Annotated in this window: 17 protein-coding genes; 9 read left to right on the top strand and 8 right to left on the bottom strand. The window is 58.6% G+C overall.

Annotated features, from left to right (window positions below; all coding sequences use genetic code 11):
• Both AC13C0_RS05315 and AC13C0_RS05320 read right to left on the bottom strand, forming a co-directional pair.
• Window positions 1–678: thiolase family protein (locus AC13C0_RS05315; protein ID WP_482954050.1), on the bottom strand; the 678-nt coding region annotated here is incomplete at its 3' end.
• Window positions 675–2,435 (bottom strand): DUF3141 domain-containing protein, encoded by a 1,761-nt coding sequence (locus AC13C0_RS05320; RefSeq protein WP_482954051.1) that lies wholly within the window; start codon window positions 2,433–2,435, stop codon window positions 675–677. The genes AC13C0_RS05320 and AC13C0_RS05315, both read right to left, overlap by 4 nt.
• Window positions 2,436–2,966: 531 nt before the next feature.
• Here AC13C0_RS05320 and AC13C0_RS05325 point away from each other — a divergent pair.
• The gene (locus AC13C0_RS05325; RefSeq protein ID WP_341582543.1) at window positions 2,967–4,196 is read left to right on the top strand and encodes a DUF445 domain-containing protein; all 1,230 of its coding nucleotides are present in this window, start codon (window positions 2,967–2,969) and stop codon (window positions 4,194–4,196) included.
• A gap of 108 nt (window positions 4,197–4,304) precedes the next feature.
• A complete protein-coding gene (locus tag AC13C0_RS05330) occupies window positions 4,305–5,354 on the top strand; it encodes an HDOD domain-containing protein (RefSeq protein WP_482954052.1) in 1,050 nt (349 codons plus the stop codon).
• Here the strand turns inward: AC13C0_RS05330 and AC13C0_RS05335 are convergent.
• Together AC13C0_RS05335 and AC13C0_RS05340 are read right to left on the bottom strand one after the other, a co-directional pair.
• A complete protein-coding gene (locus AC13C0_RS05335) occupies window positions 5,337–6,698 on the bottom strand; it encodes a YihY/virulence factor BrkB family protein (RefSeq protein WP_341582545.1) in 1,362 nt (453 codons plus the stop codon). The two genes, AC13C0_RS05330 and AC13C0_RS05335, sit on opposite strands and share 18 nt — an antisense overlap.
• A gap of 145 nt (window positions 6,699–6,843) precedes the next feature.
• On the bottom strand, window positions 6,844–7,779 hold the full coding sequence (locus tag AC13C0_RS05340) for a D-2-hydroxyacid dehydrogenase (protein ID WP_341582546.1): 936 nt from the start codon (window positions 7,777–7,779) through the stop codon (window positions 6,844–6,846).
• Between the two features lie 81 nt (window positions 7,780–7,860).
• Here AC13C0_RS05340 and tmpT point away from each other — a divergent pair, with 81 nt between their 5' ends.
• From tmpT to AC13C0_RS05365, 5 genes are all read left to right on the top strand, one after another.
• Window positions 7,861–8,514, top strand: a complete 654-nt coding sequence (gene tmpT / locus AC13C0_RS05345; RefSeq protein ID WP_117620326.1) for a thiopurine S-methyltransferase — start codon at window positions 7,861–7,863, stop codon at window positions 8,512–8,514.
• 399 nt (window positions 8,515–8,913) lie between these two features.
• The gene (locus AC13C0_RS05350; RefSeq protein ID WP_341582548.1) at window positions 8,914–10,836 is read left to right on the top strand and encodes a PrkA family serine protein kinase; all 1,923 of its coding nucleotides are present in this window, start codon (window positions 8,914–8,916) and stop codon (window positions 10,834–10,836) included.
• A 33-nt stretch (window positions 10,837–10,869) separates the two neighbouring features.
• The gene (locus tag AC13C0_RS05355; protein WP_303287873.1) at window positions 10,870–12,165 is read left to right on the top strand and encodes a YeaH/YhbH family protein; all 1,296 of its coding nucleotides are present in this window, start codon (window positions 10,870–10,872) and stop codon (window positions 12,163–12,165) included.
• Window positions 12,162–13,721: a SpoVR family protein gene (locus tag AC13C0_RS05360; RefSeq protein WP_303287872.1), complete on the top strand. Its 1,560-nt coding sequence runs from the start codon at window positions 12,162–12,164 to the stop codon at window positions 13,719–13,721. Before AC13C0_RS05355 ends, AC13C0_RS05360 begins: the two co-directional genes overlap by 4 nt.
• Window positions 13,642–15,645, top strand: a complete 2,004-nt coding sequence (locus tag AC13C0_RS05365; RefSeq protein WP_303287871.1) for an alkaline phosphatase D family protein — start codon at window positions 13,642–13,644, stop codon at window positions 15,643–15,645. The genes AC13C0_RS05360 and AC13C0_RS05365 overlap by 80 nt, the downstream gene beginning before the upstream one ends.
• On the opposite strand, the gene AC13C0_RS05370 is transcribed toward AC13C0_RS05365, so the two are convergent.
• The 3 genes from AC13C0_RS05370 to AC13C0_RS05380 are packed head-to-tail and all read right to left on the bottom strand — an operon-like array spanning window position 15,646 to window position 18,146.
• Entirely contained in the window at window positions 15,646–17,004 is a 1,359-nt protein-coding gene (locus tag AC13C0_RS05370; RefSeq protein WP_482954053.1) for a TrpB-like pyridoxal phosphate-dependent enzyme, read from the bottom strand. It lies immediately after the preceding gene.
• Window positions 17,005–17,032: 28 nt separating this feature from the next.
• A complete protein-coding gene (locus AC13C0_RS05375; RefSeq protein WP_482954057.1) occupies window positions 17,033–17,773 on the bottom strand; it encodes an LrgB family protein in 741 nt (246 codons plus the stop codon).
• Complete coding sequence (locus AC13C0_RS05380; protein ID WP_482954054.1) at window positions 17,766–18,146, bottom strand: CidA/LrgA family protein; 381 nt, start codon at window positions 18,144–18,146, stop codon at window positions 17,766–17,768. The genes AC13C0_RS05375 and AC13C0_RS05380 overlap by 8 nt, the downstream gene beginning before the upstream one ends.
• 180 nt (window positions 18,147–18,326) lie before the next feature.
• On the opposite strand from AC13C0_RS05380, the gene AC13C0_RS05385 reads away from it, so the two are divergent.
• Window positions 18,327–19,808 carry a WS/DGAT/MGAT family O-acyltransferase gene (locus AC13C0_RS05385; RefSeq protein ID WP_303287867.1) on the top strand — a complete coding sequence of 494 codons (1,482 nt, stop codon included), beginning with the start codon at window positions 18,327–18,329 and terminating at the stop codon, window positions 19,806–19,808.
• 22 nt (window positions 19,809–19,830) lie between these two features.
• Here AC13C0_RS05385 and AC13C0_RS05390 read toward each other — a convergent pair whose 3' ends face one another.
• On the bottom strand, window positions 19,831–20,457 hold the full coding sequence (locus AC13C0_RS05390; protein ID WP_482954055.1) for a TetR family transcriptional regulator: 627 nt from the start codon (window positions 20,455–20,457) through the stop codon (window positions 19,831–19,833).
• Between the two features lie 195 nt (window positions 20,458–20,652).
• Between AC13C0_RS05390 and AC13C0_RS05395 the strand changes: the two genes are divergently transcribed.
• Window positions 20,653–21,000, top strand: coding sequence for a hypothetical protein (locus AC13C0_RS05395; RefSeq protein WP_482954056.1), 348 nt, complete (start codon window positions 20,653–20,655; stop codon window positions 20,998–21,000).
• The last annotated feature ends 126 nt before the right edge of the window (window positions 21,001–21,126 follow it).

A 21,126-nucleotide genomic window follows, 5' to 3' on the forward strand; every position in this document is an offset into this window, starting at 1 on the left:
GGTGGCGTCGGGGCGATTGTGCTCATCGCGCCCGAAGGCCGCCGTGCCCTTGTGGGATGTGACTTCGACCGGCACGATCTCGGCGTCGAAGCGTCCTGCCGCCTGAGCCTCGCTGAAGCGTTGCTGGCTGCGCGCCGCCCAACGGTCCTGGTCCTCGCGGCTGATGTCAAAGCGGCTGACCAGGTCTTCGGTGTGCCACCCGGAGTGCTGATCAGAGAAGGCATCATTGAGCCCGTCGCGCAGCATGCTGTCGTAAATCTCGGCATTGCCCATGCGGTGGCCCCAGCGCCCGTGCAGATCCAGATAGGGCGCAAGATCCATGTTCTCCATTCCGCCGGCGATAGCACAGTCACGATGCCCGAGCATCACCTCCTGCGCGGCGTTAATCACCGCCTGGGCGCCGGAGCCGCAGACCCGGTTGACCGTCATGGCCGGCACCGACACCGGCAATCCGGCGTGGATCGCAGCCTGGCGCGCCGGATTCATCCTGGCGCCGGCCTGAACCACCTGACCCAGCACCACACTCTGCACATCGTCGGGGGTCAGGCCCGAGCGGCGCAGGCTCTCGGCGATGGCAGTAGCACCGAGGTCGGGTGCCGGTATGGCCTTGAGTGTGCCACCGTAGGTACCGATGGCTGTGCGTACCGGGGCGCAGAGAACGACGTTGGATTCTTTCATGATTGATCACCTCGCGTATCTGTTTTGTCCTTGCCGGGCCATAACCCGCCATAGAGCCTTTTAAACGCCATCTCGAAGACACTGTCGCGGGCCGTGCCCGCAAGCGTCAGTGCCGAGGCGATGGAGTCGCTCATTGACGTCTCCCATTGCCGATAGGGGTTACTGCTATTGACCGGCGTTGGCCTGGTCTCCATCCTCTCGGCCAGCCACTTGACCCCGCCCATCCAGGGCGCGAAGCGCTCCGAGAACATCAGGCGGCTGGTTCTTGCCGGATGCAGTTGGCGCAGCATCTCGGCCGACCAGGGGGTGGTGACCCGCCGTACCCAGGGCCCGGCAAAGGTCTCATAGAGGGCCACATTGCGCCTGGAGAGGGCTTTTACGCGCTCGAACTCCGGTGCCTGGTCCGGGTACTCCAGATCTTCCACCTGACGTTCCTCGAAACGCACCTGGAACTGGGGCTTGTGACAGTCCGGGTCGCCGGTGGGGTTGTCTATCTTCATCTCGTAGAGCCCGGGGGCAAGGTCATTGAGATCGCCAACGCTCTCGAGGATCGCCCGGTGCTCCAGCCGTGCGACCTTGGCGGAAACGAAGATTCCCAGATGGCCAACGTGTGGGTTGATCAGGTAGACGATTCGCTGGCCAGCGGCCTTGAGTGCCTTGGTGTCCGGGTACACCGCTGGGATCCAGTTGAGCGCCTGGTGCGGTGGGGTGATGTTGTCGCCACTGGAGGCAAAGATCACCAGCGGGTTGCGGATGCGCTTGAGGTCAACGGTGCAACCGGGATGGACTTCAAACTCGCCACGTTCCAGCTTGTTACCGATGAAGAGATTCTCGACGATGGCGACAATCTCTTCCTTGCTCAGGCTATAGAAGCCGGTCCACCAGCGCTCAAAGTCCAGGAATCGCTCGCGCTGGCCGTCGATGTCGGCTAACAACTGGTAGTCCTTCTGCCACAAGGTATTTGCCGGCTTAAGGGATTCGAAGTTGGCCGCCAGATGGGCGCCATCAAAGCGCCCACCCCCCAGGTCCGCCAGCAGGTGCGTCATCCAGGCGCCGCCCAACAGCCCACCGGCGAGGCGCATGGGATTAACGCCGGATTCGCCGGCCCAGTAGGACAGCGGTGAGCCGTTAAGCACCGCCGGCCCGACCAGGCCCTCACAATCAGCCGAGAGCAGTGCGATGGCCCATCCCGCCTGGCAGTTGCCGTAGAGCACCGGCGGCATGCCGGGATGGCGCTCGGCCAGCGTCTCGACGAAGCGCCGCAGTACGTTTAACACGTCCTCCAGCGTCTGCCCGGGCATGGGCTCGGGGAAGAAGATCGCGAAATAGACCGGGTGCCCCTCGTGGAGTGCCATGCCTACTTCGGAATCTTGCTTGAAACCGCCGATGCCGGGGCCATGACCGGCGCGCGGATCGACGATCATCACCGGCGGTTTGGTCTCGTCAAGGCAGTCTTCCAGACAGTCCTCGCCGACCCGGGTGATACGTAGCAGGGCATAGTTGGCGGGGCGCTCCAGTCGGCGGCCGTCCAGGATCATTTCATAGTCGAAGTCGAGTAGCGGTGGCTTGCCGGCCTGCTCATGCTCGAGCATGTTATTGGCTCGCTCGCGCAGGGTGTCCAGGTAGCGCACCCAGCGCCGCCACAGGTCGGTCTGGTAGGCGAACAGTTCCGCCGCCGGGTTGCTCTGGATGGTGGCCTGTTTGTCAGACCTGACCATCGGGTCGGGCCCCTTGTCTCTCGTTAGCTTGGTATTCATAGTCGTTTTAGCTCTCAGTGTCAGGATATGGTTTGGTTAAGCTGGTTCTGCGAGGCGCAGCCGGATTGCCAGCCAAGCGAAGATGAACACCCCCAACTGTTTTGCCCAGTATGAAACCGAGGGCCACCCCGAGGAAGACATTGCCAAAATCCGCACTTCAATCTCTCACCGCGATACGGGAATCTGCTCGACCCATGGGCCAGAACAGGACGAGGTGAAAGCGTGTAGCTTTCGGCTCTTGCTAACCGTTAGTGTCCAGTCTATGTGATCAAGCTGAATCTAGACTGAACACATACTTCCTGCCCGGAAATGGTTATGAGGCAATATCAGCGGTTGATCAACCCCCGACCGTGCCGCCGTCGCAAGCTGGCGCCCAGGTCATTGACAGCGGGTGGGCACTTCTGAAACCGTGCGGAGCCATAGATGGCGGAGCCGAGCATACAGGGACGTATTCACAGCGTGTTTCAGAAGCGCCTGCCCGCGCCCGCTCAGACTCAGAGCAAAAATACTAAAGAGACTGCGAGTACCAGGATGACAAGCCTGCTAAACACCCAAGAATTCTGGCAATACCTCAGTATCCCGGTGATTGCCGCCCTGATCGGCTGGAGCACCAACTGGCTCGCCATCAAAATGACCTTCTACCCCCTGGAATTCATCGGCAAGCCACCGCTACTGGGCTGGCAAGGCATCATCCCCTCAAAAGCCCGGAAAATGGCCGCCATCAGCGTAGACGCCACCATCTCCAAAATCGGCACCGTTCGGGAAATCTTCCAGCAGATCGACCCCAAGGTACTGGCCACCCACATCGTTCACTCCGTAGACCCTCGCATCGAAGAATACGTGGACGAAATGATGCTGAAGGAATACCCCACCTTCTGGGAAAACCTCCCGGCTTCAGCCCGGAAAATGGTTTACGACCGGGTTCGAAAATCCACCCCTCAACTGGTCGACAACCTCGTTGAAGACGTCTCCGGTAACATCGAAGACCTGCTGGACATCAAGGGCATGGTGATCGAGCGACTGGCGAGCGACAAGGAACTGCTGAACCGGATCTTTCTTGAATGCGGCGAAGTCGAGTTCCGCTTTATCATCAACTCCGGTCTCTACTTCGGCTTCCTGTTCGGCCTGATTCAGATGGCTGTCTGGTACGTGTACCCGAGCTGGTGGGTGCTGCCATTCTTCGGCTTGCTGGTTGGCTGGGCCACCAACTGGATTGCACTCAACGTCATCTTCCGCCCGTTACATGCAAAAAAAATCGGGCCGTTCCGGGTGCAGGGCCTGTTTCTCAAACGACAGCCGGCCGTGGCGGAGTCCTTCTGCCACATCGTTACCCATGAAATCCTCACCGTTGGCAACATCATTAACGCGATTCTCGACGGCCCTAAAGGCGACCGCGCCCGCAATATGGTTAAGAAACACATCAAGCCACTGGTGGATGAAACCGCCGGCATGGGTAAGGCGCTGACCCAGGTCGCCTTTGGCCCCACCGGGTTTGCCTCCCTGAAAAACAAGGTTGGCGAAAAGGCGATCGAAATATCCCAGACGTCCTTCAACAACCCCGTATTCGAGAAAGATCGGGCAAGGGCCGTCGAATCCATTATGGTAGAGCGAATGATTGCCCTATCCTCCGTGGAATTTCAGGACCTGCTCCGGCCCTGCTTCCAGGAGGATGAAATCAAACTGATCCTGGTGGGCGCCTTCCTGGGCTTCGGCGCCGGTATCTGCCAGCTGGTCTTCGTGTTCGGGGAATCGTTCCTGTAAATTCCGGCTTCAATTCACGGGCTTAACCTGTGCAAGGATGCGTCGTACCTCTATACTCACAGAAACGGAGGTTCACTACTTCGAGCAGGTTCGACCCGGAGGCAACGGATGCCAGGTTTTCTCTCCTGGATTTCAGGATTATTCTCTACCTCACAACCCGCACCACCGGCCCTGGAGGCGCGACTTTTCAATCCGGCACCGGAAAATCCGGCGAATGACACCCCGGACACTGGCCCCGAGCTCGCCCAGCAACTGGAAGATCACCTGTTTTGCTGGCTGCTGGACGCCGAGCCTCTTGCTCTGAAGGCCGATCTCTCGTCCTCTGGAGCTGTTCTGGAGGAACTGCACCAGCGCCTCTCCAATAACCGGGTGGACGAACTTCCCAGACAGCCCATGAGCCTGCCAATGCTGATGCGGGCGCTATCCGACGAATCCACGGATCGTCAGCAGCTCACCGACATCATTCTCGGGGATCCTTCACTGACCGATCAGCTCCTGCAGATTGCCAACAGCCCCTATTTCCGTCCTGGGGACCATTCCATCGAGTCGGTGGATCAGGCAGTCTTTGTATTGGGAGTCAATGGCATCCGGAATGTCATCGCCGCTGCGGTGATGCGCCCGATGATGGCCGCCAGGAACAGCCGTGAAGCGCTTTTCGGTCAGCGGGCGTGGCGCTGGGGCCTCACCTGCGCACGCGCCTCGGAACTTATTGCGAGAATACATGGCGAGGACACCAGCGCCCATTTCATGGTGGGGTTACTGCCTTCGCTGGCCTACATTACCATTCGGCGGGAACTCCAGCGGATCTGCCGGTCCCGGACAACCACCGCGGAGCCGGAGCCGGCACTGATTCGCCATGCGCTGGCTCGCTACCAATGGGCCACCTGCCAGTTGCTGGCCAATGAGTGGAATCTGCCGCCCAAGTACCACGCCTACCTTCTGGCCGCGGAACGCCCTGCCCCGAGGCAGAGACATACCCCCCTGACCGACGGCATGGTGATCGGTACCCGGGAAGTCCTCAGGCACGCCCATCAACGCAACCTCGCCGAAGAGGACCTGCCCAAGGTCGTCCGGCTGACAGACGACCAGATCAGCAACGTCCGCAGGGCACTTCAGACCATGCTCCGGGAAGGCGGGCGCTCAACCGTCAGAGGCTGAGACTGGCTCCGACTCGGCCCTTGAGCTGGTCTTTTGCGAGTCTCCTTCGCCGCGCAACAACTCGGCAAATGTCCGGGTTTCATCGGCTCTTTGCGTTCCCACCAGCTCCGCGGGAATCACATTCGGGAGCCGATCAACGACCCGGTCTTCATCGTTGCGGACAACCCTCAGTACTTCACCCACGGTAATCAGATCCAGTGCCCGCCCGGGCGCAAGCTGATCGCCCTGGCGCCCCGCCAGCGTCAAAAGCCCTGCCCGGATAAGCTTGTCGCTCAGGGCGCGGGTCACTTCGCCGGGCACCTTCAGTTCCTGCTCCAGTGCTTCCTGTTGCGGCGCCGGCCTGCCTTCACTGAAGGGTTTGGCCACCAGCCACATGGTTGCCAGTGCAACCTTCTCCTGCAACTCGGGCGCCAGTTGCACCTGACGCCGCTTGGCCACGGTACCCGGATTTTGCAGATAAAACGCCAGGCTGGCACCGAGCAGCAGAATCATCCAGTTCAGGTAGATCCAGATCAACAGGATAATGCCAATGGCGAAACTGGAGTATATTGCCGCGTATTTGGCCGATCCCGCGACAAACGAGGCGAACAGCATCCCCGCCGCCTGCCAGGAAACCCCGGCAATCAGGCCGCCAATCGCAGCATAGCGCAACCGGACCCGGGTGTTGGGCATGAACACATAAACAAAGGTAAAGGCACCAACCACAAGGAAGAACGGGGTAAAACGACTGACGACAAGAATCACAGAGCCAAAGGGCTCAATCTCGATCAGTTTCTGGACAATCGTCGAGGAAAAAATGGTGGCACTGACACCAATGGCCGACACCATCAGAAGCGGGCCAACCATGATGACGCTGAGATAATTACTGAAGCGCTGGGCCATGGAGCGCATGTCCGGCACCCGCCAGATCATGTTGAAGGAACGTTCTATCTTCTGAAGTAGTGAAACAACCGTGTAAACCAGCAACGCAAGTCCGACGGACCCCAGCACCCCGACTTTCATGTTGTCGACAAATCCCAGAATCCGTTCCGCAAGTTCGATGCCCTGTGGCCCAAGGGGCTGAAAAAACTGGAACAGGAACGGCTCCATTCGCTGGTGCACACCCAGCGCCTTCAGCACCGAGAAGCTCAGGGCAAGTAACGGCACAATACTCAGCAACGTGGTGTAAACCAGACTCATGGCATGGAGCGTCAGCTGCCCGCTGAGAACATCCCGGGCCATTGCATACACCGTGCGCCCGACCTTGTACAACCAGGTCCAGGGCCAGCTCTGGGGCGGATTGGGGTTGGCCAGAATCCAGCTCTCCGCAGCCTGGAGCCGTTCTTTCAATTGGAATGAAGCCACTATAGGTCCTGTCGTTCCGTGTTTTATTCAGTTTATCAGACAGATATCCAGTCGGGACCTAGTATGGCTGATTCACGGCCTTTTGCGAGAGTCTGGATCACAATATATTCAAGAGTGAGAGTGCACTGCCGCCGAAGTGGTTTACTCAACCCCCCGACGCCAAGTTGGTGGCAGTAATACCGACAATGCGCTGCCGCGCTTCCCGGCTGGCCCAGGCAGAGTGCGGGGTAATGATCAGGTTCGGAATATCGTCCGCCAGCAGGGGGTTGCCATGTCGGGGCGGCTCCTCGGTCAGCACGTCAAAACCGGCACCGCCGATTTCGCCGGCCTTCAGGGCGTCCGCCAACGCCTGCTCGTTCACCAGACCACCCCGGCTGGTGTTGATCAGCAATGAATCGGGCTTCATCAGTTTCAGTTCACGGGCACCGATCAGATCACGGGTTTCATCCGTGAGCAGGCAATGGAGTGACAGCACATCCACTTGCGGCAGCAGTTCTTCCAGAGGGATCCGGGGGTAATCATCCACGACTCCCGCTTCCTGGCCCGGCCGTGCGCCCAACACAACTTTCATCCCGAATGCAGCCGCACGCTCTGCCACCCCCTGGCCCAGGTCACCGTAGCCGACGATCCCGAGGGTGCGACCCTCCAGCTCCATGATCGGATGATCCATCAGGCAGAACATGTCGCTCCGGCCCCAGCGCCCGGCCTGCACATCCCGGCTGTAATCCAGCAACCGTGTGGCCAGTGCCAGCATCAGCGCCATAGTGTGCTGCGCCACTGTGGCACGGCCGTAATTGGTCACGTTCATCACCTTGATGCCGTGATCCTTCGCCGCCGCCCGGTCAATGTTGTTCAGGCCCGTGGCCACCACCGCAATGGTCGTCAGCTCAGGGCAGGCCTCGAAATGCTCCCGGCTGAGCACCACCTTGTTGACCAGAACCGTATCAAAGCCCCGGATCCGCTCCAGTACCTGCTCCGGGGCAGTCCGGTCATACTTTTCAAGCTTGCCGGTCACCGATTCGATAGGCGACAGATCCACATCATCGCCGAGCGTCTTGGCGTCAAGAAACACCGCTTTCATACTTTTCTCCTGAATCCAGATAGCCACAGATTAAGCTAGACTGAAGCAAACGTCCAAATGTCCAAGAACAGGGTGGAAACCATGGAACACGAATTCTGGCACGAACGCTGGACCAAGAAGGAAATCGGCTTTCACGAAGGCACCGTCAATCAGTATCTTTATGATCACTGGCCCGAACTCGCCGGCAGGGGCACCGGCGCCGTCTTCGTCCCCCTCTGCGGCAAAGCCCACGACATGTGGTGGCTCCATGACCGCGGCCACCCCGTCATCGGCGTGGAACTGAGCGACATCGCCTGCAAGGACTTCTTCGAAGAGGCCGGAGAAAAAGCCAAAGTTCACCCTGGAGAGCCCTTCACCACCTTCCGACACGATAATCTTCAACTCTGGTGCGGCGACTTCTTCCAGCTGGCACCTGATGATCTCAGGCACGTCCGCCTCGTCTACGACCGCGCCGCCCTCATCGCCCTGCCCCCGAACATGCGTAAAGGCTATGTAGACCACCTGACCACCATCATCCCGGACGGCACCCGAATCCTGTTGATCACCCTCGACTACGCCACCGAAATAAAAGGCCCGCCGTTCAACGTCAGCGACGACGAAGTAAAAGCGCTGTACGCCGATGACTACAAGGTAGAGCACATCCTGACCAACACCCTGGCCAGGGATCACCCGTTCACCAAACGAAAAGGCCTGGAAGGCGCGACGGAAAGCGTGTTTCGCCTGACCAAGCTGTAGCGCGCCAGGGCGACTCCACGAGGCCTGACCGGAGTGTACCGGGGGTCTTTTTAAAAACGAATTTGATGTCTGAGCGCAGCGAGTTGCCAATTCGTTTTTAAAAAGACCCCCGGTGCACTCCAGCCCCCAGAACAAGCCCCAAAGCCCAACCAAAGCTACAAAAACACCACACCCGCCCAACACAATTTAATGAACCTTAACCACTCCCCCACTGTCCAAGTCCGCGAGCGTGAACTAAGCTCAAAGTAAGCAAGCCGACCACGACCCGATCGTTTACCGGCTTGTAAGTATCCATTCCTTCCACCCATAACTAGACAGACCGCCCGGACGGGCGGAGCCAACTGCAACGGGGAAATTGCGTGAACTGAAAGCTGAAGAACAGCGAGCGAGGGGCGATCTATGAGCATACTGCAGCACTTCAAAGACCGGTATGAGAGTACCCAGGAAGAAGAATACAGCCTGGAGGAATACCTGGAGATCTGCAAAAAGGACCCAACGGCCTATGCCGCGGCCGCTGAGCGCATGTTAATTGCCATCGGCGAACCAGAACTCGTCGATACCTCCCGTGATCAGAGGCTGTCACGCATCTTTTCCAACAAGGTCATCAAGCGTTACCCGGAATTTTCCGAGTTTTACGGCATGGAAGATGCCGTCGAAAACATCGTGTCTTTCTTCCGCCACGCGGCCCAGGGCCTGGAAGAGAAGAAACAGATTCTTTACCTGCTCGGCCCGGTCGGCGGCGGTAAATCCTCCCTGGCGGAAAAACTCAAGTCACTGATGCAGAAGGTGCCTTTCTACGCCATAAAGGGTTCGCCGGTGAACGAATCGCCGCTTGGCCTGTTCGACCCGGCTGAAGATGCCCAGATTCTGGAAGAGGAATACGGCATCCCGGCCCGCTACCTGAAAACCATCATGTCCCCCTGGGCCGTCAAACGCCTGCACGAATATGGCGGCGACATCAGCCAGTTCCGGGTGGTCAAGAAATACCCTTCAGTACTCGACCAGATCGGCGTGTCCAAGACCGAGCCCGGCGATGACAACAACCAGGACATTTCCGCCCTCGTAGGCAAGGTCAACATCCGCATGCTGGAAGATTTTTCCCAGGATGATCCGGATGCCTACAGCTTCAGCGGCGGCCTGTGTAAGGCCAACCAGGGCCTGATGGAGTTTGTGGAGATGTTCAAGGCACCGATCAAGGTGCTGCATCCACTGCTGACCGCCACCCAGGAAGGCAACTACAACACCACCGAAGGTATGGGTTCCGTGCCCTTTGACGGCGTGATCCTGGCCCACTCCAACGAATCCGAATGGCAGACCTTCCGCAACAACAAACACAACGAAGCCTTCCTTGACCGGGTCTACATCGTCAAGGTGCCTTACTGTGTGCGGGTGACCGAAGAAATCGAAATCTACAAGAAGCTGCTGAGCAACAGCTCTCTGGAAGGCGCGCCCTGCGCACCTGACACTCTGGACATGCTCGCGCAGTTCTCCGTGCTCTCACGAATTAAAGAGCCTGAAAACTCCAGCATTTTCTCGAAGATGCGGGTATACGACGGCCAGAACATCAAGGATACCGACCCGAAAGCCAAATCCATCCAGGAGTACCGGGATGCCGCCGGCGTGATGGAAGGCATGGACGGCCTCTCGACCCGGTTCGCCTTCAAGATCCTGTCCAAGGTGTTCAACTTCGACACCACCGAAGTGGCCGCCAACCCGGTGCACCTGCTCTATGTTCTGGAAAAGCAGATTGAACAGGAGCAGTTCCAGTCTGAAACCCATGAGAAATACCTCAGGTTTATCAAGGAATTCCTGGCACCGCACTATGTCCGGTTCATCGGCAAGGAAATCCAGACCGCGTATCTGGAAAGCTACAGCGAGTATGGCCAGAACCTGTTCGACCGCTATGTCACCTATGCCGATTTCTGGATTCAGGACCAGGAATACCGGGATCCGGAGACCGGCGAGATCCTCGACCGCTCGTCCATCAACGATGAGCTGGAGAAGATCGAGAAGCCGGCTGGCATCAGCAACCCGAAGGATTTCCGGAACGAGGTGGTCAATTTTGTGCTGCGGGCACGGGCCAACAATCAGGGCCGCAACCCGTCCTGGCTCAGCTATGAAAAGCTGCGCAGTGTGATCGAGAAGAAGATGTTCTCGAACACAGAAGACCTGCTGCCAGTGATCTCCTTCAACCCGAAAGCCAGTCAGGAAGATCAGAACAAGCACAAGCAGTTCGTCGAGCGTATGGTCGATCGAGGCTACACGGAGAAGCAGGTACGGCTCCTGGCCGAATGGTACCTGCGGGTTCGCAAGTCTCACTAAGTCAGTGACCACTCACTGAACTGGAGTTACGCCATGGGAATGACCCACATAGTCGACCGGCGACTGAACGGTAAGAACAAGAGTGCGGTGAACCGGGAACGGTTCCTGCGCCGCTACCGCCACCACATCAAGCGAGCAGTGGCGGATGCGGTGCAGAAGCGCTCGATTACAGACATAGAGCGGGGCGAGAAAGTCAGCATTCCGTCCCGGGACATTGAAGAACCCATCTTCCACCACGGTCAGGGCGGCCGGCGGGAGGTGGTTCATCCCGGCAACCAGGAGTTTGTGGCCGGGGACACCATCCCGAAGCCCGAAGGCGGAGGTGGCCAGGGTTCCGGACAGGGGCAAGCCAGCCCGGATGGAGAGGGTATGGACGAATTCGCCTTCCAGATCACCCAGGAAGAGTTCCTGGATTTCCTGTTCGACGATCTGGAGCTGCCCAACCTTGCCCGCAAAAAACTCAAAGACACCGAAGCATTCAAATACGTCCGCTCCGGTTTCAGCACCCAGGGGGTGCCGGCCAAGCTGGATGTCGTGCGCTCCCTGCGCGGCGCCCACGCCCGGCGCCTGGGTCTTGGCGGTGCCCGCAAGAAAAAAATCCGGGATCTGGAGAAACAACTGAAAGCCCTGAAATCCGCGCCGCACGATCTGGACCCGGCGTTCAGCCATGAAGACCAGATTCAGGTTCTGGAGGAGGAAATTGCCCGGCTGAAAGCGAATGTAAAGCGAATCCCGTTCATTGATGAAATCGACCTGCGCTACCGCCAGCACCTGAAGCAGCCGCAACCGGCCACCAGCGCTGTGATGTTCTGTCTGATGGATGTATCCGGGTCCATGACCCAGATGCACAAGGACATCGCCAAGCGCTTTTTCATCCTGCTGTACCTGTTCCTGAAGAAGAACTACAAGAAGATCGAAGTGGTCTTCATTCGCCACCACACCAGCGCCAAGGAAGTGGACGAGGAGGAGTTCTTCTATTCCCGGGAAACCGGCGGCACCATCGTCTCCAGCGCCCTGAAACTGATGCGCAAGATTGTTGAATCCCGCTATTCTCCGTCCGAGTGGAATATCTACGCGGCACAGGCGTCAGACGGCGATAACTGGAATGACGATTCCCCGGTGTGCAGCAAGATTCTGGCCGACAGTATTTTGCCGCTGGTCCAGTACTTTGCCTATGTGGAAATCACGCCGCAGGATCACCAGATGCTCTGGTATGAATACGAGAAGATCCACGAACGCTTTCCCCAGAGCTTTGCATTACAGCAGATCGCCGACCCCGGCGAGATCTATCCGGTGTTTCGCCAGTTGTTTGAGAGGAAAGCCGCATGACCAACCTCATGGGGCGCCTGAACCTGCCGGGAAGTAACCAGCCCAGAGCCCGGGAGCCAATCTCCACGGGTTCTGAATGGACCTTCGAGCTGGTCCGGAAATACGACGACGAAATCGCCAAATGCGCCGCTGAGTTCGGTCTGGACACCTACCCCAACCAGATTGAGGTGATCAGTGCTGAACAGATGATGGACGCCTACAGCTCCGTGGGCATGCCCGTTGGCTACCATCACTGGTCCTTTGGCAAGCAGTTCCTCAGTACCTCAAAGGGATACCAGCGCGGCCAGATGGGGCTGGCCTACGAGATCGTCATAAACTCCAATCCCTGCATCGCTTACCTGATGGAGGAGAATACCCTGCCAATGCAGGCGCTGGTGATTGCCCACGCCTCCTATGGCCACAATTCCTTCTTCAAGTGCAATTACCTGTTCCGCACCTGGACCGACGCCAGCGCGATTATTGACTACCTGGTGTTCGCCCGGAATTACGTGGCGGAATGCGAGGAGCGTTACGGCGTGGACGCGGTGGAGGAGATTCTGGATTCCTGCCATGCCATGATGAACTATGGCGTAGACCGCTACAAGCGGCCGGCCCCCATCTCCGCCTCGGAGGAAATGCGGCGGCAGAAGGAACGGGAGGAATACCAGCAACGGCGCATCAACGACCTGTGGCGCACCATCCCGAAAATGGACGAGGATGACGACCCGGTGAAGCGGCGCAAGCGCTACCCTGAGGAACCGCAGGAAAACATTCTCTATTTCATCGAAAAAAACGCCCCGCTGCTGGAAACCTGGCAGCGGGAAATCATTCGCATCGTGCGCAAGCTGGCCCAGTATTTCTACCCCCAGCGCCAGACCCAGGTGATGAACGAGGGCTGGGCCACCTTCTGGCACTATACCCTGTTGCACCGCATGTACGACAAAGGCCTGGTGAACGACGGCTTCATGCTCGAATTCCTCCAGAGCCATTCGGCTGTGGTTTATCAACCGCCGTTTAACAGCCCCTGGTACTCCGGCATCAACCCCTACACCCTGGGTTTTTCCATTTTCACGGACCTTCGCCGGATCTGTGAGAAGCCGACGGATGAAGACCGCCACTGGTTCCCGGACATTGCCGGCAGTGACTGGCTGGAAACCCTGCATTTCGCGATGAAAAATTTCAAGGACGAAAGCTTTATCCAGCAGTTCCTCTCGCCCAAGGTGATGCGGGATCTGAAGCTGTTCGCAATCCAGAACGACGACCAGGAAGATGTGTACCGGGTAACCGCCATCCACGACGACCCCGGCTACCGGGATCTGCGAGAAAAACTGGCCCGCCAGTACAACCTCAGTTACCGTGAGCCAAACATTCAGGTGTGGAACGTCGATGTGCGCGGTGACCGCTCACTGACCCTGAGGCACATACCGGTAGACCGGGTGCCACTCGGCAAGGAGACTGAGGAAGTGCTGCGCCACGCACACCGGTTATGGGGCTTTGATGTGCACCTGGAAAGCGTGGACGAAGGTATCACGGTCCAGGAATACCACTGCCCACCCCAGGAATTCGAGGAGGATTGATCTGGAACCCACGGGCACTCTCGGGCCGGTTCTGGCCGGCCCGGTTCTGCGTCATGCTGCACCAGACTCGCTGGCGCTCTGGTTAACCATCAGTGAGAAGGTGACTTTTTCGATTCGGGTGTTCAGCGGAGAACAATGCCTGCTGGACCGCCCGGTAACCGACCGCGAGATAACCCGGCTCAGGATTGGCACCCGGGCCTGGCTGAATCTTTTGAGTATACAACCAGACTCTTCCCTGCCCCGGGACACCCGCCTTGACTATGACCTCGGGCTGGCTGGTGATAACGATCCCAACAGAAAGTGGATCCGGGACTGGGCCCCTCACCTGTGTCCTGACGGCCGGAAGCGCCCCGGCTTCACCCTGAAATCAAAACTGGATCGTATTCTCCACGGCTCCTGCCGAAGACCACACCACCCTGCCGGTGACGGGCTGGTCCGTGTGGACGAGGAACTGGGCAAGGCAGAGCAACTGGAGGATATTCCCTCACTGCTGCTCATGACCGGCGACCAGATCTACGCCGACGACGTGGCCGGCCCGATGCTGCACGCCATTCACTGCGTTATCCACCAACTTGGCCTTTATCAGGAGATACTCGAGGGAGCCTCCCTGAGCCACAGCCGCGAACTGACGTCGATGGCAAACGCCTACTACCACCGGGATGCCCTGCTGCCGGAATCCGAATTCAATGAGGACCTGGCCGAGCGCTTCTTCGGCGGCGTGCGCAAGCCGGTTTTTACGACCGCCAACGCCGGTAACCACCTGATTTCATTCGCCGAGATCATGGCCATGTACCTGCTGGTATGGTCACCAGAACCCTGGGCCCTGGTCACAGAAGCCGAACCCGTGGACAAGCCAGGGGAACTGGCCCGGTACCGGAAAGAGCGGGAAGTGATCAATGCCTTCCGAAAAGACCTTCCGCGAGCAGCCCGTGCGTTGGCCAATGTACCGGTGTACATGATCTTCGATGATCACGATATCACCGATGACTGGAACCTCTCGGCACTTTGGGAGACAACGGCCTACGAGCACCCGTTTTCCCGGCGCATCATTGGCAATGCGCTGCTGGGGTATCTGCTGTGCCAGGGCTGGGGCAACCAGCCTGATAACTTCGGCGACCTCATTGATCTGTGCCGGCAGTTGCTGGATGCAGAGAAGGACCAGAATGAACTGGACAAAGAAATCCAGGACGAGCTGATCAACCGGTTATTCCACTTTCATCGCTGGCACTACAGCCTGCCCACCTCGCCCCGACTGATGGTACTGGATACCCGCACCCACCGCTGGCGAAGCGAGATTCGCCGTAGGCACCCGTCCGGGCTGATGGACTGGGAGTCATTGACCGATTTTCAGCAGGAGATCATGGGGGAGAAAGCCGTTGTTGTGGTCTCAGCCGCACCCATGTTCGGGGTGAAGCTGATCGAGATGATTCAGCGAGTGTTCACCTTCTTTGGCAAGCCACTGTTGGTGGATGCTGAAAACTGGATGGCACACCGGGGGGCCGCCAACGTGCTGCTCAACATCTTCAGGCACCCCCGAACGCCCCGGCACTTCGTGGTTCTCTCGGGAGATGTCCACTACTCCTTTGCCTATGACGTGCGGCTGCGCCATACAAAAAAAGGCCCCCGTATCTGGCAGATTACCAGCAGTGGCATCAAGAATGAGTTTCCCAATGCCCTGCTGGAGTGGCTGGACCGCCTCAATCGCTGGCTGTTCGCGCCCTGGTCGCCTCTGAACTGGTTCACCAAAAGGCGGCGAATGAGGATTTCACCCAGGCTTCCCGAGGGACGGGATGCCGGAGAGCGACTCTGGAATCACTCAGGAATCGGAGACGTGAGGCTGAACGACGAGGGCGTACCCACCACCATCCGGCAACTGGACGCCGGCGGCGGGGGTACCCTCTTTCAGCAGCGTAAAGACGACTGATCAGGCCTTGACGGACGGGAGCCCGGACAGGGCCATGGCCAGTTCCTGCTCGTCGTATTCGTGGTCACTCAGGTCGCCGGCGAAATAGGAGGTGTAAGCCGCCATATCGAAGTGACCGTGGCCACAGAGGTTAAACAGAATCACCTCTTCCCTGCCTTCCCGCTTGCAGCGCAGGGCTTCGTCGATGGCGCCCTTGACTGCGTGGTTGGCTTCCGGGGCGGGCACGATGCCCTCGTTACGGGCAAACAGCACGCCAGCCTCGAAGCATTCACGTTGCGTGTAGGCCACCGCATCAAACAGGCCCAGCTCCTTGGCGTGGGACACCATCGGCACCATGCCATGATAACGCAGGCCACCGGCATGGAAACCCGGCGGCGTAAACCCAGAACCCAGCGTGTGCATCTTGGTCAGCGGCGTCATCTGGGCAGTATCGCCGTAATCATAGGCGTACCTGCCGCGGGTGAGGGTCGGACAGGCCGAGGGCTCCACCGCAACGATCCGGGATTTTTCACCACCCCGTAGCGCATGGCCCATAAACGGGAAGGCAATGCCGGCAAAGTTGGAACCACCACCGGTGCAGCCCACGATGACATCCGGCCAGCAGTCCGCCATTTCCATCTGCTGCATGGCTTCCAGACCAATGATGCTCTGGTGCAATAACACATGGTTCAGTACCGAGCCCAGGGCGTACTTGGTGTTCGGATCCTGCACCGCCAGTTCCACCGCCTCTGAAATGGCAATCCCCAGACTGCCGGTGTGGTCCGGGTTGTCCGCCAGCACCTTGCGCCCGAATTCGGTCAGCTCCGAGGGCGAGGCCACACACCTGGCACCGTAGGTTTCCATCACCGCCCGGCGATAGGGTTTCTGGTTGTAGGAGACCCGCACCTGAAACACGGTAACGTCAATATCAAACAGCGAACCCGCGAAGGACAGGGATGTGCCCCACTGACCCGCGCCGGTTTCCGTAGTGAGGGTACGAATGCCCGCTTCACGGTTGTAAAAGGCCTGGGGAATGGCGGTATTGGGCTTGTGGCTGCCTGCCGGGCTCACGCCTTCATACTTGTAGAAAATCTTCGCCGGTGTACCAAGCGCCTTCTCGAGACGATGAGCCCGGTATAACGGGGCCGGGCGCCAGAGCTTGTAGACGTCACGCACCGGCTCGGGAATCTCGATTTCCCGCTCCGTGGTCACTTCCTGTTCGATCAGCGCCATCGGGAACAGTGGTTCAAGGTCCGACGGCCCTACTGGCTGCTGAGTCCCCGGGTGCAGCACCGCCGGCAGCGGTTCCGGAAAGTCCGCCTGCAGGTTGTACCAGTACGTCGGCATCTGGCTTTCTTCGAGAAGGAACTTGGTTTGCATGATTCTGAATGTCCTCAGTTTGGTGTGGTTATGAGACTGGCAACCAGGACGCAAGCATATCCACCAGCCACGGCACCAGCAAGGCGGTGGCAAAAGCCGAGAGCGCCATCGCCAGCCCGGAAAAGGCCCCCATCTGGGAGCTCACCTGGAAGGCCCGGGCAGTCCCGATGCCGTGGGCCGCGACGCCCATGGCAATGCCTTTGGCGGTGTCATCCCGCACCCGGACCCACTCGAACAGCTTGGTACCGAGCACAGCGCCGGTGATCCCGGTGATCACCACCAGCACCGCAGTCAGCGAAGGCAGCCCGCCAATTTTTTCCGAAATACCCATGGCTACAGGCGCCGTAGCGGATTTGGGAGCCAGGGACATCTGGATTTCCATGGAGCCGCCAAGCAGCCGGGCCAAACCAATGGAGCTGCCGGCAGCAATCACCACGCCACAGAACAGTGAGATCGTTACCGGCAACCAGAGTTGGCGCAGTCTGGAAAATTGTTGGTACAGGGGAACGGCCAAAGCCACCGTGGCCGGCCCCAGCAGGAAATGAACAAACTGACCGCCCTCAAAGTAGTCACTGTAGGAGGTGCCGGTAGCCAGCAACAGAATGATAAGCATCGCAACCGAGGTGACCACCGGGTTGGCCAGCGGATTGGAGTTGGTTTTCAGGTATAGCCGGTAGGCCAGGCCATAGGCCACCAGGGTAATGGTAAGCCCCAGCAGCGGAGAGGCCGACAGGTATACCCAGATGTCTTTCAGGCCCGGCTCATTCATCACGCCCACCTTTCCCGGCGAGGGGCCTGGTAAACCAGTGAGTGGTCACCTGCATGATCAGGGCGGTGGCCACCATGGTGATCACGGTACTCAGAAGCAGAGCCAGAGTGATCGGCACCCACTCGTCGGCAATGCGGCCAAAATGCGCCATCATGCCCACACCAGCAGGCACGAACAGCAGCGAGAGGTGGCTGAGCAAAGCCGTAGACGCCTGATCAACCGATACCGGCGTCCTTCCCCGGATCATCAGGGTAATAAATAGCATGACCATGCCAAGCACCGGCCCGGGAATCGGCAGGCCCAGCAGACGAACCGTGATCTCCCCCACCAACTGGTACACCAGAAGGAGGGTAATACCATTCAGGAACTGCATGCGGCGATATCCCGGTCAGTTATGGTTCTGGACTCTGGCGTTAAATAATACTCTGACATGACCCACAATAACCCAAAATCAGGGAACTTTCTGGCCGGGAGGATCGTGTCCTGAAGCCGTTATCAGTATACTTGCAACAGATAACTAAAATACCTGGACACTCGTGGAGACACTCAAGGAATGAAACGCCTGGGAACCCTGGATGCCTCTTGGCTGGCCGTAGAATCCGAAGACACCCCGATGCACGTGGGCAATCTGCAGATCTTTTCGCTACCCGAAGGCGCCCCTGAAACCTTTCTTCGGGACATGATCACCCGCATGAAAGAAACCGGGGACGTAGCGCCTCCGTGGTGCTACAAGCTTGCCTGGTCCGGTTTTCTGGGCCGGGTGCTGGCGCCCGCCTGGAAAACCGATAAGGACATCGACCTGGATTACCATGTCCGCCACTCTGCCCTGCCCCGACCGGGCGGTGAACGTGAACTGGGCATTCTGGTTTCGCGGCTGCACTCCAACCCCCTTGATTTTGCGCGTCCGCTCTGGGAGTGCCATGTCATCGAAGGGCTGGAGAACAATCGCTTTGCCTTGTACACCAAGATGCATCACTCCATGATTGATGGCATCAGTGGTGTTCGCCTGATGCAACGGGTGCTGACCACAGACCCGGATAAAAAGGACATGTCTCCCCCCTGGTCGGTTCAGCCAGAACGCCGCCGGGGCAGCAAAACCGATTCCGAAGCCAGCGTACCGGCCGCATTTTCACAGGCCATGGATGCCCTCAAACTGCAAGCGGATATGGCACCGAGGCTGTGGCAGGCAGGGAACCGGCTGGTCCATTCGGTCCGCCATCCGGAGGATGGCCTCACCGCGCCTTTCACCGGGCCGGTGTCGAAGATCAATCACCGGGTAACCGGCCAGCGCCGGTTTGCCACCCAGCATTATCAGCTGGAACGCATCAAAGCGCTCTCCCACGTATCCGGTGGCTCCCTGAACGATATCGTGCTGTACCTCTGCGGGACCGCCCTCCGGCGCTTCCTGCTTGAGCAGGATGAGTTACCCGACACCCCCCTCACGGCTGGCATACCGGTAAATATCCGGCCAGCCGATGACCAGGGCACAGGCACCCAGATCAGCTTTATGATCGCCTCCCTGGCGACCGACGAACCGGACCCGCTGACGCGACTGCAAAATATCAAGACCTCAAGCCGGCGTGCGAAGGAACACCTGCAGAAGCTGCCCAAGAGCGCACTGACCCAGTACACCATGTTGCTGATGTCGCCCTACATTCTCCAACTGATGTCCGGGCTGGGCGGGCGCATGCGCCCGGTGTTCAACGTTACCATCTCCAACGTACCCGGCCCCCAGAGAACGCTCTACTATGAGGGTGCCAGGCTGGAGGCCATGTACCCGGTGTCATTGATTACCCACGGTGGCGCACTGAACATTACCTGCCTGAGTTATGCGGGTTCCCTGAACTTCGGCTATACCGGTTGCCGGGATACCCTGCCAAGCATGCAAAAACTGGCGGTGTATACCGGAGAGGCACTGAATGAGCTGGAAAGTCTGATTTTGCCGCCGCCGTCGACGCCTGGAGCCGCAACAAAAAAAACGGGAACTGCTGCAAAACCCCGGGCATCGCGAAAGAAGGCCGCACCGAAAGAGTGAAGGTGTCCGGCCGGGTCATGACTCAGCCCGGGCTTTTCCAGTTGGCAGCGCCCACGAAGATCAGTTGAAGGAAGCGGGTATTCCGCTTCCGGATCTGCCCAATCTGGTAATCATCATCCGGTGAAACACCCAACAGGTCAGTCAGGCTGAAGGCGACGCTTCGCACCACCAGATCAGCGGTCATATCCAGATCCTGGTCGGTAAGGTGATCCACCAGTCTCAGTCTGCGCAAGTCGTTGGCCAGCTCGCTGGCGAAGAACCGCATTTCGCTGCGGATGCCCTCCTGCACCGCCCGGCTCTCACCGGCAAGCCCCTGGGCCATGAACATGAAAAAGCTCCGGTTGGCCTGGGCATGACTAATGAAGATGGCCACGGACTCTTCAATCAGTTTGTCCGCCTGCAACACATTGGCCCGGGCCTCACGCATCATCCGGCGCAATACCAGCCCCAGCTCATCCACCAGCTGCAAGCCCAGGTCATCCATATTGCGGAAGTGGCGATAGAACGAGGTTGGCACTACCCCGGCCTGCCGCGTTACCTCCCGGATGCCCAGACTGGCGAAATGCCGCCCCTTCCCCACCAGTGTTAACGCCGCATTCATCAGTTTTTCGCGGGTTTCACCGGGCCTTCTTCGTTGTTTTTCCACCATCGCCTGCCCGTACTGACGGCTGTTGATCAATGGCTGACAAGTGTACACATCCCGAAAAATAAAAGTACAGAAAGCGTGTCATTTTGCGCCAATGCACAGACATTCATTGCCCCCTTCTACAGCCCTGTGTACATTCGTACACATAAGTGCACACTTGTACACATTGATACAGTATAACTATGGGAGACAACCACCATGTTAGCGAAACAGGCCCGGAGCCGAGCACTGCACTGGCTTGGCAGGCAGCTATTTAACCGGGATGATCCGGCTGGTTTTTTCGACCCGCTGCTTGAGCCCATCAAGCCGATGTGGGTACAAGGGTACACACCAGCACGGGTGGAACAGATCATCCAGGAAACCCCGGACACCAAAACCCTGGTACTTCAGCCGTCCCGGAGATGGCCCGGATTCAGGGCCGGTCAGCATGTGAACATCTGTATTGATGTGGGTGGCATTCGCCGTAACCGCAGCTTCAGTCTCTCCAGCTCCCCGATTCTCTGGCAGGAACAGGGGCGGGCAACTCTAACCAGTTTCCATCCATAAACATAAAAAGCTGATATTAAACAGGAAAATTCAGTAACCGAGAGGGAAACCTCCAGCGGAAAATGGTATTCTTTGTCGCAAGCCATTGAAACAAAAGAACAACCAAAAACCCGCGGAGGTGACAAT

The sequence above is a fragment of the Marinobacter sp. B-21 genome, from assembly GCF_056857895.1.